The following is a 12,831-nucleotide window of genomic DNA, read 5'->3' on the forward strand; positions in this document are numbered from 1 at the left end:
ATTTAGCGTCGCCCGGTCGATTTTCCAGGAATGGGAGGAACTACCGGACGGTATCGCCGGAAACGGTATTGTGCATCGAGAACAAAGGAAGTGCGCTCGTATGTGAGCCGTGGATAAAGTGTCGGAAATGCCGATACGAGACGGTTCCGGTCAGGCGGGCGGACGGAGCACGGCGGCACCGAGAAAGCGGCAGATCCGCAGGGCCAGGGCGATATCCAATTTCTCGTGGGAGGTCCCGTTGGTCCGGGTGGCGGCGAGGGCCTTGGTGATGCGGTATTTGACGGTGTTGCGGTGCAGGATCATCTTCTGCGCCGTGTGCACGTGGCTTTCGCCGATCTCGTAGAAGGTGCCCAGGGTTTCCCGCAGGGTGGCGGCCTGATCGGTGTCGTCGGCGAGCGCGCCCAGTACCTCACGCACCCATTCGCGAGTGGCGTCCAGATCCTTGGCCAGCAGCGAAACCACCGCCACGCCGGGATCGCCGAATCCGATCGTCCGGTGATCGCACGGGGTGCCCGGGACGGTGGCCACGAAATAGGCCGCGGCGGCCTGCTGATGGGAGCGACGGAATCCGTCGAGCCCACAGCCCGGCAACCCGATCGCCAGTCGCGCTCCCTCCGGCAACTCGGCGGCCGACCGCAGGCCGTCGGGATCGACGGTGGACCGGGAGGCGAACGGAAACCACGCCCACATGGTGCGCCGGTCGATGGCGGTCACGAGGGGCGGCCCGTCCGTATTCGACGCGAATGCCAGCGATCGGGCGCACGAATCCAGCAGATTCAGCGTCTCGGCGTCATCGCCGTCGAGACACCACAGAATCACCGCCAGATGCGTCCGTTCGAGCCCGTACCCGGTCTCGGCCTCGAACCCCAGCGGATCCGGCGGCGTCGCCGACAGCAACGGGTGCACGGCAGCGGAGTGCACGGTGCCGCGGGCGTTCACCCACCGCGCGCGCTCGGCCTCATAGGTTTCCAGGACATACAGGACGATCCAGTCGACGTAGGAGTAGACGACTTCGGTGAGCCGTTCGACAACGGCCAGGCTCAACAGTGTCGGCAGATCTCGCCGCCCGATCTCGTCGTAGCAGATACGCATCATGGCGTTCTGGCCCATGTGGTACGAGCGCACCAGGAAGTTGGACGGAATCTCCCGCTGCGCGACGCGCCGCGCGTATTCGGCCGCCGCCATCGGCGGTTGCAGGTGACCGAGCGGGATGTCGTTGGCCAGTATCTCGATCATGGTCGACACGTTGGCGTGGATACTGGCCGCGCGCAGGCTCGCCAGGCGCGGATCGCCACGGGTGTGCGTGATCTCGTGGGTGATCCGCCGGGTCATCGTCTCGGCGATCTCCGAATCCCGCGCACGCAGCCCCGCACCGATATCCACGACGAGGGCGGCCACCTCGGACGGTGTCGGCTCCAGCGTCACCCGCGGCCCGACCAGTGTTGCCGGTACGTCCTCGCCACGCATCCGAGGTTAACCAGGGCTGCGCGGCGCTGGAATGGGTCGCGGAGCCAGAATCGACGGCAAGCTTGGTGCAAAATGCACAAATCGGGCACATGTTCACGTTAGCGAGCGATCGAGGGGCGGGCGAGGTGAGCGGTGACGATCCACGCGCGGGAATCGAACAGGACGCCTCGGTCGGTCCGGTGGGCGGCGAGCGTCTCGCGCAGGCGCTCGTCCGCGCGGGCCGCGTCGTCGGGTTCGAGCCGCTTCAGCACCTCCGAGGTGTAGGTGAAGCCGTGGACCCATTCGAGGGCGGTGGTCACGTCGTGTCCGTAGTAGACGGGTTCGTGGACATCCGCGAAGGCGATGTCGGCGAACCCGGCGGACGTCAGGATCTCCTCCACGGCCGACGGGTCGCCGAACGAGAACGCGTCCGGACCGTCGTACGCGGCGTCCGGACCGTCCACGCCCAGGGATCGGCGGATGGCGACGTCCCATTCGTTCCGCTCGCGCGACTGCCAGACCAGCATCGCCAGGCGTCCGGCCGGGCGCAGTGCCCCGGCGATATTGGCGAACGCGGCGCGCGGATCGGCGAAGAACATCGTGCCGAACCTGCTGATCGCCAGGTCGAACCACTGCCGCGGGAAGTCGTGGCCCTGCGCGTCGGCCAGTTCGAACGTGACGTTGTCCAGCCCTGCCGCCAGCGCCCGTGCCCGCTCGATGGCCGATGGGGAGATGTCGACCCCCAGCACGCTGCCCGCGACACCCGCGGCCAGACGGCTGGTCTGCCCCGATCCGCAGCCGATATCGAGGACCGCGTCGTTCGGCCGGATATCCCACGCCCGGCGCAGCGCCTCGGTATGCCATCGCAGTTCGGCGTCGAAGCCGCAAGGGCCGGGCGGATATTCGGGTGCGGCGTCGCGTGTCATACGAGCACCGTAATCACCCCCATTGGGCCGTGTTACAGTCCCGCGGTCATTCCCCCGCATGTCGGGAATCCTGTTGGGGTCGATGCCCGTTGGTAGAGTCGAGCCGCTGAGCGGTCTGTCACGCATGAGGGAGACAAGGGATGGCTGAGGTCGTGGTTGCCGAGGTTCGATCGGAATGCCGTCCCCGATCGGGACAGCAGGGTCGGTCGAGCGAGAACTTCGTGCTGGCGGATATCCCGGAGGGCGCGCGGGAACTCGTCTGGCGCACCGAACCCGACAGCGCGGGGATCAGATTCAGCGTGATGGCGGATGTGCGGGCCAATCTGGACCGGCCGGTCCTGTCGAATATCGTCTCCGGCTCGCGGACGGCCATCCCTCGCGAGCGAAAGTCGTTGTCGCACCGCGGTTTCTATATTTCTCAGCCCTCCGGCGCGACGGACGAATTCGTGGTGCGGGCGTACGCCGTCGTGCCCTGATCGCTCGCCCCGCCGGGCGTCCGACATCGGGTGTGATTGTGTCGCGGCTGTGCGGGTACGCGCGGACCAAAGTCGTCTGCGGGAGGTGAGACGGGTATGACTGGACCGCCGTTGTACGTGATCGCGGTCGGGGCGTCGGCGGGCGGCGTCGCGGCGCTGCGTGAATTCGTCGGCGGCCTGCCCGTCGATCTACCGGCGGCCGTACTGGTCGTGCTGCATATGCCGCCTAGCGGCACCAGCGCGTTGCCCGCGATCCTGGACCGGGCGGGACCGCTGCCCGCCGTGTACGCCCGCGAGGGTGCGGCGCTCGACGAGGGGACGGTCTACACCGCCGTTCCCGACCATCACCTGCTGGTGTCGGACGGCCGGATCCGGTTGTCGCGCGGGCCCACCGAGAACCGGCATCGGCCGGGAGTGGACGCCCTGTTCCGTTCGACCGCCATCGAATGGGGCCCGCGCGCCGCCGGCGTGGTGCTGTCGGGATCCCTCGACGACGGCGCGGCGGGGCTGGGCCTGATCAAGGCGCGGGGCGGGCTCGGCGTCGTCCAGGATCCGGAGGAGGCCGACTACCGGGTCATGCCCGACAGCGCGCTCGCCACCGCGGCGGTCGATTACGTGCTGCCGGCCGGGAAGATCGGCATCGCGGTGAACGAGGCCATGCGCGACCGGGTGCCGGTGTCGGCCCCGCCCGTCACCGGCCCGGACCGCCTCGAGGCTCGGATCGACGCGGGCGAACAGGGCGGATCCGAGGAGGTCTCGACGCTGATGCCGCCGTCCGGGCTGGGGTGTCCCGAATGCGGTGGCGTCCTGTTCATCGCGGCGGAAGACCCCGAACGGTACCGGTGCCGCGTCGGCCACGCCTGGACCGTGCGCGCCCTGCTGGCCGAACAGGATCTGGAGATCCAGCGGTCGCTGTGGACCGCGCTCCGGGCGCTCGAGGAGAAGAAGCGGCTGTCCGAGCGCATGTCGGCCGATGCCACCCGCCGCGGGCAGGAACGAGTCGCCCAGCAGTACGCCGACCTGAGCGCCGAGCACGGCCGGGCCGCCGAGGTCCTGCGCCGCCTGCTGTACAAATCCGATCAGTGACTGGTAGCACCAGCCACCGTGACCTCCACCCTCCAGCCCGTGCGCGGCGAGAATATCGCGCGGACTTTCGCGCCGAGCGCCATGCGCTGAGGTAGCGAATCCCGGGTCGCGGGCGGTGCTAGTGTGGGGGCGTGCTCATCGAGGTCGACAGACTCTAGCCGCCCGGTCGACGGCGGCCTTCCCCCGGATATCGCACATCACATATTTCCCCCGCGCGGGTGCCGAGTGCACCCGCCGCGGTAGGTCGTGCCCCGGGTTCCGCCTTCGCTGCCTCGAGTCCTGTCCCGTACCTCGCGCGCTCGTTCGCGAGCAGGAGGAGCCACCCCATGTCCACATCCACGAACTCGGCGATCACGCTGCGGAATCTGTCGTTCGAATGGCCCGACGGGACCGTCGCGCTGTCCGGGCTCGACGGCGCGTTCACCGGCGGGCGCACCGGCCTGGTCGGCCGCAACGGCGCCGGCAAATCGACGCTGCTGCGCCTGATCGCCGGAATCCTGACACCGACCTCCGGCCACATCGACACGGCCGGTGAGGTCGGCTACCTGCCGCAGACCCTGACCCTTGGCCACGACGACACCATCGCCCAGTTGCTCGGTGTCGCGGACACACTCGCCGCACTGCGCGCGATCGAATCCGGCGAGACCGGCGAGCACCACTTCGATGCCGTCGGCGACGACTGGGATATCGAGGCCCGCGCCGACGAGGCCCTGCACGAGATCGGTTTCGGCGCCGCCGATCTCGATCGCAAGGTGGGCGAGATCTCCGGAGGGCAGGCCGTCCTCGTCGCGATCACCGGCCTGCGAATCCGGCGGACCCCGATCACGCTGCTCGACGAGCCCACCAACAACCTCGATCGCGAAACTCGCGCCACGCTGGCCGGATTCGTGGACGCGTGGCCGGGCACGCTCGTGGTGGTGAGCCACGATCTCGAACTGCTGGAGCATATGGACGCCACCGCGGAACTGCACGACGCGACGCTCGAGGTGTTCGGCGGCCCGTACAGCGCCTGGAAACAGCACGTCGAGCAGGAACAGGCGGCGGCCGTGCAGGCAGCGCGGACGGCTGAGCAGGCGTTGAAGGTCGAGAAGCGGCAGCGGGTCGAGGCCGAGACCAAACTCGCCCGGCGCGAGCGCACGGGCCGGAACACGCAGCAGAACGGCGGTATCCCGCGGATTCTCGCGGGCAATCGCGCCAGTAAGGCGCAGGCCTCGGCCGGGGCGATGCGAACCACACTCGACGCGAAACTGCGTGCGGCACAGGAGGTTGTGGACGCCGCCTCGTCTCGCGTCCGCCGCGAGGAGCACATCCATCTCGAACTGCCGGACCCGGATGTGCCGCGCAGCAGGCGAATCGCGGAACTGCGGGACGGTGACCGGCACATCGTCGTGCAGGGGCCGGAACGGGTCGCCCTGGTGGGGCCCAACGGTGCGGGCAAGTCGACATTGATCGAGAACCTGCTGCACGGCCGCGATCCGGACCGCGGCACGCTGCTGACCGACCGCGTGGGGTATCTGCCGCAACGCCTCGACGGGCTGGACGAAGAGGCCAGCGCACTCGAGAACGTCCACGCGGTGGCCGCGACCACGCCGCCCGCCACGATCCGAAATCAGCTGGCGCGGTTGCTGTTGCGCGGCAGCAGCGTCGAGCGTCCGGTCTCGACGCTCTCCGGCGGGGAGCGCTTCCGGGTCTCGCTGGCGCGCCTACTACTCGCCGAACCCCCGGCGCAATTGCTGATCCTCGACGAGCCGACCAACAACCTCGATATCGGCAGCGTCGAACAACTCGTCGAGGCCCTGGCCGCCTACCGCGGCGCGCTTTTGGTCGTCAGCCACGACAACCCGTTCCTACGCAGGATCGGCATCGACACCGTCGTGGAACTCGATCCGGACGGCCACATGCTCCCGCGCGGCTCCCTCTAGCGGAACGGGCGGGGTGGTGAGGCGGCGGATCTCGTCGGCGACGAGGTCGGGTTCGCTGAGCAGGACGTAGTGGTCGGAGTGTTCGGCGATGACGTGGCGGCCGTGGGGAGAGCGGGAGGCGCTGCGGGCGTGGGCGGCGTTGAGGGTGGTGCGGAGGTCCTCGCCGATGCCGCTGCCCGCGCGGCCCGCCGAGATGATCGTGACGGGGAGATCGCCCAGGGCGGGGGGATTCTCGCGGTAGGCGGCGACATCGTCGAGGTAGGTGCGCTGCTGGTCCGCGAAGGTCCGCATGGCCTGGGCGGTGAAGCCCTCGCGCCGCATATCCCGGCGCGCGTCCGGGGGCAGCGCCGCGAGGGTCGACCGGTAGAAGTAGGGCAGCACCTTCGTCCGCGCCGCGATGCGCAGGAAGCTCAGCATCCGCCGTTCCGATTTGCGAAAAGCACTGGTGAACAACGCGTCCTGACCTTCGTCGGTCGGGTCGACCAGCACCAGCCCCGCGATACGCTCGAGCTTCGCGGCGGCCACGGCACGCACGATCGGCCCACCCGCACTGTGCGCGACCAGCACATAAGGCCCCGCCCCGAAATGGTCGAGCACCTCCCCGAGGTCCCCGGCCATCCTCTCCAGCGTCCGCGACCGCGGATCGGGCGCACTACGACCGAGCCCGGAACGGTCGTACACGATCGTACGCGACCACTCCCCGACCAGCGGCTGGATCAAGGCCCACAACGACCGGCTCACCGCCGCACCGGATTCGAACACGACAGCCGGCCCCCGCGCCCCCTCCGGCCCCGGCAGCACCATCGCGTGCAACCTACGCCCGTCGGAGGTCGTCACCCACACACCGTCCCCCTGACTGTGCCCCCCTGACCTCGCCGGATCGACCTTCCGCACCGTGCTCCCTCCTTCGCGACGCTCCACCCGAATGCGCTGCCCGGCAACCGGTCAGCAGCGTACAGCGGAACACGTGCCGGGCAGCGGCCTTCGTCCGGGGGTGCCCTCCTTCCGCACGCCGAGCGAATCCGGCTCCAGCGCATCAGGATCCGGATCTGACGCCGACGCCGCCGTACAGGGAGGTGGTTCGGGGGGAGTCTTCGCCGAAGGGTTGCCATTGCCAGGGGCGGACCAGGCCGGGGGCTACCAGTTCGTAGCCGGCGAACAGGTCGCCGATCTCGGCTTTGCTGCGGAGGACGAGGGGGACGGTGGCGCCGTCGAATCCGGCGCGCCAGCCTGCTTGCTCGTCGTCGGACATGCCGTCGGTGGTCAGGTGGGAGATGGCGACGTAGGAACCGGGCGCCTGGCGGGCGCGGAACGCCGAGACGATCCGGGCCGGGTCCTCCGCCGGGGTGACGAAGTGGAAGACGGCGACGAACAGCACGGCGATCGGTTTGTCGAAGTCGAGCATCTCCCCGACCACCGGATGGTCGAGGACCGAATCCGGTTCGCGCATATCGGCGGTGATGACGCGGGTGCTGCCGCCGCTGAGCAGCGCCGCACCGTGCGCGGCCACGATCGGATCGATATCGACGTAGACGACCCGCGCCTGCGGATCGGCCTCCATGGCGATCTCGTGCGTATTACGCACCGTCGGCAGCCCCGACCCGACGTCGAGGAACTGCCGCACCCCGCACTCGCGGGACAGGAATCGCACCGCCCGCCCGAGGAACCGCCGGTTCTCCATCGCCGTGGAGCGGACCCGGTCCTCGCCGATCGTGGCGTACAGGCGGGCATTGGCCGCGCGGTCGACGTCGTAGTTGTCCTTGCCGCCGAGCGCCTCGTCGTACATGCGCGCGGCCGTGGCCGTACCGAGCGGGACCTGGATCTCGCCGGGGTCGGTGGACTCGAACTTGCCGGACATGGTTCTCCTACTCTCCGCCTACTGGCCCTGGGGGTGAGTGTAGGGCGTGTGGTACGTCAGGGCAGCACTGAAATCACCTGTGCGCGAATACGTTCAGCACTCGGGACGGTTCACAGTTGCGCTCCCCGGGAAGTCGGCGAAGAGTGGACGCCGAGCAACCCGCGTCATCGGAGGACCACCCATGTTCCATCTCCCCACCCCCATCCTCGGCTCGGCATCGATCTGCGTGACCATCCCACTCGGCCCGGTAAGCATCAGCATCTGCATCTGAGCTGTCGCCCGCGCTACGCCGATTCGGTCAGTTCCACGCTGGTGTCCCACAGGTCCGCGGCCTTGCCGGTGTCGTAGGAGTCGGCGGAGGAGCGGATTTCGCGGCGGCCGGAGAAGTACCGGCCGGTGGTGTCGGCGAGGCCGGGGTCGAGAACCAGGCGGGCGAGGGCCCGCGCGGACTGCCGGGCCGTGTGCACGTTGATGCCCGGGACCACGGTCAGGGCCGGGAGCAGATACCGCCAGGCCAGACCCTGGATTCCGGGGTAGTCGCGGCCGAGTCCGGTGCCGGGCATCAGGCCCGGGTCGAAGGCGTTCACGGTGATCCGCGGCGTGGCTCCGGTGTCCAGCCTGCGGGCGAATTCGTAGGCGGCCAGGACATTACAGAGTTTCGAGGTGGTGTAGCGGCGGCGGCCGAGCGGGCCGGGCTTCTCGGTGGACTCGCCGGGACGCGCCAGCTCCCGGGCGGTCGTGTACCGGGGGCTCGGCATGCCGGTGGGCTTGGTGGGGTCGTGAGTGTCGCTGGCGACGAAGACGATTCGCCCCGGCGCCGCGACCGCCGGAAGCAGTTCGCGGACCAGCAGGAAGTGGGCGAGATGATTCACGGCGAAGGTCTGCTCGAACCCGTCGGCGGTGACGACGCTCCCCGAGACGACCTGGATACCCGCATTGCAGACGATCGCGTGCAGCGGCGGGACGTCCAGATCGCCGAAGCCGCGGGCGAAGCGGCGCACATCGTCCAGCGAGGCGAGATCCAGCGGCCGCCCGACCGCGCGATCACCGAGGCCCAGGGCCGCGTCCTCGACCCCGCGGCGGCCGGAGACGACGACCGTCACATCCGGATCCTCGGCGAGGATCGCCTCGGCCGTGCGGTAGCCGAGACTGCCGGTGCCGCCGGTGATCAGGACCGTGCGCTGGTCGCTCATCGTCTCTCCAGTGCGTGGGTGGTGCGGTGGGTGTCCAGGAAGTCGAGGATATGGCCGAAGACGTCGAGGGCGGCGCCGCGGCCGGCGAAGGTGTCGAAGTGACCGTAGCCGGGGATCTCGACGTAGGTCACGTCGAGTTCGGGGTGGCGGGCGGTCAGGACCTCGTGGCAGAGCCGGTTGGAGTCCTGCCAGAACTTGTTCTCGCTGCCCGCCAGCAGCAGGACCGGGCAGTCGATGCGGTCGGCGTGGTCGAGGGCGTTGTCGGGCAGCGCGCGGTAGCGGTCGTCGCGCTCGTGCCAGCGAACCATGGTGTGCGCCAGCTCGACTCGCCGCAGATGCGGGAGGATCCACAGCGGCACCGGGCCGAACAGTTCCGCCAGCCGGTCGTGGGTGCGGGGATGCAGGTTGCGGTGCACGAACAGCTCGCCGCCCATCCCCCAGTTCTTGTGGACCAGACGGCATGTCGGATCGGGGCATTCGCCGCGGCGGGACATCGCGGCGTACAGCGGCGTGTACCGCGACCACAGCCCGACCTTGCGAAAGTCGGTGGGAATGTGGTCGATTCGGGTGCGCAGCAGCTCGCCGCCCATCGCCACGCGCAGCCGGGCGGAGCCGCTCATCTTGGGTGTCAGGAAGACGCCCTGGGCCACCACCCCCGCGAGGCCGGGCACCAGCCCGGCGGCCAGGCTCATCGAGAGGGTGAGCGCGCCGATGCACTGGGCCACGACATACAGCGGGCGCCCGCCGATCTCGTCGCGGATCCGCGCGATGGCGTCGGGGATGTCGTAGACGGCGACGTCGTCGTAGGTGAATCGCGCGCCGCGCTCGTTGTAGGGCAGCGCGCAGCTGCCGCGCCAATCCAGCAGCCACGGTTCGTAACCGGCGTCGACCAGGGCGGCGGCCAGGTTCCGGATCTCGGGCAGCAGGAACATCTCCGAGGAGGCGGAGTGCCCGTGCAGCAGCAGCACGGCCGGACGGCCGGCGTCGCCGGTGTCGATCCGGCGCAGCCGCAGGACCGTGCCGTCGGTCGCGCGCAGCGGGATCTCGGTCGCCGGCGGAAGTTCGGTGGAGGGGAACAGCGTCATCGGTCGAGTTCCTTCGGTCGGGCGTCGCTGCGCAGATCGAGCAGTTCGGCGGCGGCGCGCAGGGCCGGTTCCGCCAGTCCGAGGCCGACCTGCGAGTACAGCCAGCCGTGCCAGAGCAGTTTCGCCGTCCGGCGTTCGCGGTCGGTGAGGTCGGGGTTGGTGTGCACGCCGTCGATCTGTTCGGAGACGTAGCTGTCGGAGGGGACGACGACTTCGCCTGTCGCCGTGGCGGGTTCGCCCTCGCGGCCGATCTCGACGGTCAGGGCGCGGGTCTGGCGCCACCAGTCGCGGCGGGCGAGGGCGGTCTTCTGCCCGTCCAGCCACCAGGGCTGCCCGTCCGCGTCGCGCAGGCGCAGCCGGTAGCTGATCAGCGGGTGGCGCAGGCCGTGGCGGCGCGGGATTCCCGCTTGCGGGCGCACGGTCATGGCGCCCGACTCCACCGTCAATGGGTCCGGATGTAGTGCGGTGCAGGTTATCTCGCCGCTGACGTCTACGCGGCGCTCGGTCATGAGCTGGTACATGCTGGCGATCGAGAGGGTCAGGGCCACCGTGCAGGGCGCGTCGCCGACGGTGCCCTCCATGGTCTCGGAGAACCAGAGATGCGGGGCGTCGGTAGGTTGCGGCAGCACGGCCAAGCCGTCGGCGGCCAGCTTCTCCAGGGTCGCCTGCTGGGCGCGGGAGTCGTACGGCCGCACAGGCGGGAGCCCGTTCCTGGCGACGAAGGCCCGGGTGCGGTCGCAAGTCGCCGGGGGCGTGCTGACGGTCGCCTCACAGAGTTGCACGGCGGTGGGGCTTTCCAGGATCCGGCCCAGGAAGTCCAGTGCGGGCACGTTCTCGGACCTGATGCGGTGCAACGTTTCCGTTCGCCAGTCGTCCCAATGCTGCACGCGCAGCGGCATTCCGGCGATCGACATGTCGCGGACCACGTCGTCGAGGGTGCGGGGTACGCCGGTCAGGTGGTAGTTGTAGCCCCAGGCGGTGGGGTCGCCCACGATGGCCGCCGCGATGCGGCTGACCCAGTCGACCGGGGCGACATTGAGATACGTGAACGCGGGCGCGGTGCGGAACCGGGTGAAGGCGCCGCTGAACGCGCTGCTCATATCGTGCGGGTTGTAGGCGCCCGTGGTGGTGTTGCCGCCGATGCCGCCGGGGCGCAGGAGGGTGACGGTCAGGCCGTGTTCACGGGCGCGGCGCAGGGCTGCCTCGGCGGCCCATTTGGATTTGTCGTATCCGGCGCCCAGCTTGTCGATGTGCGCGACCGGGTCGTCCTCGCCCATCGACTCGATGCCTAGTTCGTTGAATACCGCGACCGACGAGATGTGGTGCAGCGGTTTGGCTTTGCCGGTGGCGGCGAGTTCCGCGAGGGTCAGCGGGCCGAGCACGTTGCTCTGCCGCAGTGAGGAGTAGCCGCGCAGGAAGTCGACGGCCGCGGCCACGTTGACGATGGCATCCACCTCGGCGGCCAGCGCCTCCCAGCGTTCGTCGGACAGGCCCAGCCGCGGGAGGCGAATGTCACCCGGCAGGACGGTGATTCGCCGCCGCACCTCGGCCGACCAGGGCAGCTGGAAGCTCGCCAGCGCATTCCCGAGCCGGGACAGCGCCGCCTCGTCGTCCTCCGCGCGGATCAAGCAGGCGACATGGGCGTCGCTGTGCCGCAACAGGTCCAGCAGCAGGTGACTGCCGAGAAATCCGGTGGCCCCGGTCAGCAGGATGCGGCGCGGCGCGACCTTCTCCGGCGCGCCGACCCACGGCAGGCTGTCGGCGCCGGCGACATCCGCCATGATCCGCCGCAGCTCCTCGTCGTCGGTGGCGACGGTGGTCGTGACGACCGGCGAGGCCCCCGCCTCTCCCCCGTTCGCCGCCAGCCAGCGCTGTGCCAGCCGCCGGGGGCGCGCGTCGGCGAACACGTCGTCGAGCCCCAGTTCGACCCCGAGTTCCCGCCCCACTGCCGCGACGAACTCCACGGCGGCCACCGAATTCGCCCCGGCATCGAAGAAATCGGTCTCCGAGGTCATGGGCGCGGGGAGAAACCGATTCGCCACCTCCGTAATCGCCGCAGCCAGCCCCTCCACCGTCCACCCGACGGCAGCACCAGCCTCGGGGTCGGCCGCGGCGGCGGACTCGAAGCCGGAATCCACGCGGTGCCGAGGGATGTTCTCGACAGCGGATACGAGCGGAACACTCGTCGCCCAGTCCGGCACGACCTCCGACTCACCATCCGCCGCACCCTCATCCACGGCCACGACTTCGGCATCCACCGAATCCTCGGTGGCGACAGCAGACTGGGCGTGGGAAGAGGTCTGAATGTCGGCCGGGGGGTTGATGTCCGCAGAAGCTTCGGCATCGGCAGAAGGCTCGACAGTAGCTGGGCGCTCATCCTCCGCAAAGGGCACGGCATCAGCAGGAGGCCCGGCGTCGGCCGAGTGCCCGCCCTCCCCAGAGCACACGGCGGCGACGGAGGGCTCGGCGTCGGCCGAAGGCTCGGCATCGGCCGGGCGCTCGGCATCGGCAGAGAGCCCGGTGTTGCCGGAGGGCTCGGCCTCGGCCCGGCGCTCGATGTCCGCAGAAGGCTCGATATCGCTCAGGCGCTCGGCCTCGACAGAGGGCTCGATGTCCGCAGAAGGCTCGGCGGCGGTGGGAGGAGCGATGTCCGCGGGGGGCTCGGTGTTGGTCGGGGGGTCGGTGGGAGGGTGGTGTTCGGGGGTGGGGGTTGGGCGGGCTCGGGCTAGGAGGTCGGTGATGGAGGTGGTGGGGCGGGTGCCGGTTTCGATGTATTCGGCGCGGGAGTGGGGGTCCACGGGGATGCCTTTCATGTCAGTGGTCCCAGGAGCGGAAGGTG

Annotated in this window: 10 protein-coding genes; 3 read left to right on the top strand and 7 right to left on the bottom strand. The window is 69.7% G+C overall.

The annotated features are described in order from the left end of the window. Positions 1–150: 150 nt before the first annotated feature. The gene (locus ON41_RS22815) at positions 151–1,467 is read right to left on the bottom strand and encodes a PucR family transcriptional regulator (RefSeq protein ID WP_051162201.1); all 1,317 of its coding nucleotides are present in this window, start codon (positions 1,465–1,467) and stop codon (positions 151–153) included. A gap of 98 nt (positions 1,468–1,565) precedes the next feature. Next, positions 1,566–2,372 carry a class I SAM-dependent methyltransferase gene (locus tag ON41_RS22820; RefSeq protein WP_051162204.1) on the bottom strand — a complete coding sequence of 269 codons (807 nt, stop codon included), beginning with the start codon at positions 2,370–2,372 and terminating at the stop codon, positions 1,566–1,568. A gap of 140 nt (positions 2,373–2,512) precedes the next feature. On the opposite strand from ON41_RS22820, the gene ON41_RS22825 reads away from it, so the two are divergent. The 3 genes from ON41_RS22825 (at position 2,513) to ON41_RS22835 (ending at position 5,856) form a co-directional block, all read left to right on the top strand. Beyond that, on the top strand, positions 2,513–2,848 hold the full coding sequence (locus ON41_RS22825) for a hypothetical protein (RefSeq protein WP_157185590.1): 336 nt from the start codon (positions 2,513–2,515) through the stop codon (positions 2,846–2,848). Positions 2,849–2,944: 96 nt separating this feature from the next. Then, positions 2,945–3,934 (top strand): chemotaxis protein CheB, encoded by a 990-nt coding sequence (locus tag ON41_RS22830; protein ID WP_040749733.1) that lies wholly within the window; start codon positions 2,945–2,947, stop codon positions 3,932–3,934. A gap of 326 nt (positions 3,935–4,260) precedes the next feature. Then, complete coding sequence (locus tag ON41_RS22835) at positions 4,261–5,856, top strand: ABC-F family ATP-binding cassette domain-containing protein (RefSeq protein ID WP_040749734.1); 1,596 nt, start codon at positions 4,261–4,263, stop codon at positions 5,854–5,856. Here the strand turns inward: ON41_RS22835 and ON41_RS22840 are convergent. The 5 genes from ON41_RS22840 to ON41_RS22860 form a co-directional block, all read right to left on the bottom strand. Then, on the bottom strand, positions 5,782–6,693 hold the full coding sequence (locus ON41_RS22840) for an alpha/beta fold hydrolase (RefSeq protein ID WP_246829585.1): 912 nt from the start codon (positions 6,691–6,693) through the stop codon (positions 5,782–5,784). The two genes, ON41_RS22835 and ON41_RS22840, sit on opposite strands and share 75 nt — an antisense overlap. Before the next feature lie 199 nt (positions 6,694–6,892). After that, positions 6,893–7,714, bottom strand: a complete 822-nt coding sequence (locus tag ON41_RS22845; protein WP_051162206.1) for an SAM-dependent methyltransferase — start codon at positions 7,712–7,714, stop codon at positions 6,893–6,895. A 284-nt stretch (positions 7,715–7,998) separates the two neighbouring features. Further along, positions 7,999–8,907 carry an SDR family NAD(P)-dependent oxidoreductase gene (locus tag ON41_RS22850; RefSeq protein WP_040749735.1) on the bottom strand — a complete coding sequence of 303 codons (909 nt, stop codon included), beginning with the start codon at positions 8,905–8,907 and terminating at the stop codon, positions 7,999–8,001. After that, positions 8,904–9,992 (bottom strand): alpha/beta hydrolase, encoded by a 1,089-nt coding sequence (locus tag ON41_RS22855; RefSeq protein ID WP_051162208.1) that lies wholly within the window; start codon positions 9,990–9,992, stop codon positions 8,904–8,906. Before ON41_RS22855 ends, ON41_RS22850 begins: the two co-directional genes overlap by 4 nt. Beyond that, a complete protein-coding gene (locus tag ON41_RS22860; protein ID WP_221332792.1) occupies positions 9,989–12,805 on the bottom strand; it encodes a thioester reductase domain-containing protein in 2,817 nt (938 codons plus the stop codon). The genes ON41_RS22855 and ON41_RS22860 overlap by 4 nt, the downstream gene beginning before the upstream one ends. Positions 12,806–12,831 lie beyond the last annotated feature (26 nt).

Source organism: Nocardia transvalensis NBRC 15921 (assembly GCF_000308875.1).
In the GTDB taxonomy this organism is placed as follows: domain Bacteria; phylum Actinomycetota; class Actinomycetes; order Mycobacteriales; family Mycobacteriaceae; genus Nocardia; species Nocardia transvalensis.

Coding starts and splice junctions, on each gene's coding strand:
- ON41_RS22855 (WP_051162208.1), bottom strand. CDS start 9,992: ATGACGCTGTTCCCCTCCACCGAACTTCCGCCGGCGACCGAGATCCCG.
- ON41_RS22825 (WP_157185590.1), top strand. CDS start 2,513: ATGGCTGAGGTCGTGGTTGCCGAGGTTCGATCGGAATGCCGTCCCCGA.
- ON41_RS22845 (WP_051162206.1), bottom strand. CDS start 7,714: ATGTCCGGCAAGTTCGAGTCCACCGACCCCGGCGAGATCCAGGTCCCG.
- ON41_RS22820 (WP_051162204.1), bottom strand. CDS start 2,372: ATGACACGCGACGCCGCACCCGAATATCCGCCCGGCCCTTGCGGCTTC.
- ON41_RS22860 (WP_221332792.1), bottom strand. CDS start 12,805: ATGAAAGGCATCCCCGTGGACCCCCACTCCCGCGCCGAATACATCGAA.
- ON41_RS22815 (WP_051162201.1), bottom strand. CDS start 1,467: ATGCGTGGCGAGGACGTACCGGCAACACTGGTCGGGCCGCGGGTGACG.
- ON41_RS22850 (WP_040749735.1), bottom strand. CDS start 8,907: ATGAGCGACCAGCGCACGGTCCTGATCACCGGCGGCACCGGCAGTCTC.
- ON41_RS22835 (WP_040749734.1), top strand. CDS start 4,261: ATGTCCACATCCACGAACTCGGCGATCACGCTGCGGAATCTGTCGTTC.
- ON41_RS22830 (WP_040749733.1), top strand. CDS start 2,945: ATGACTGGACCGCCGTTGTACGTGATCGCGGTCGGGGCGTCGGCGGGC.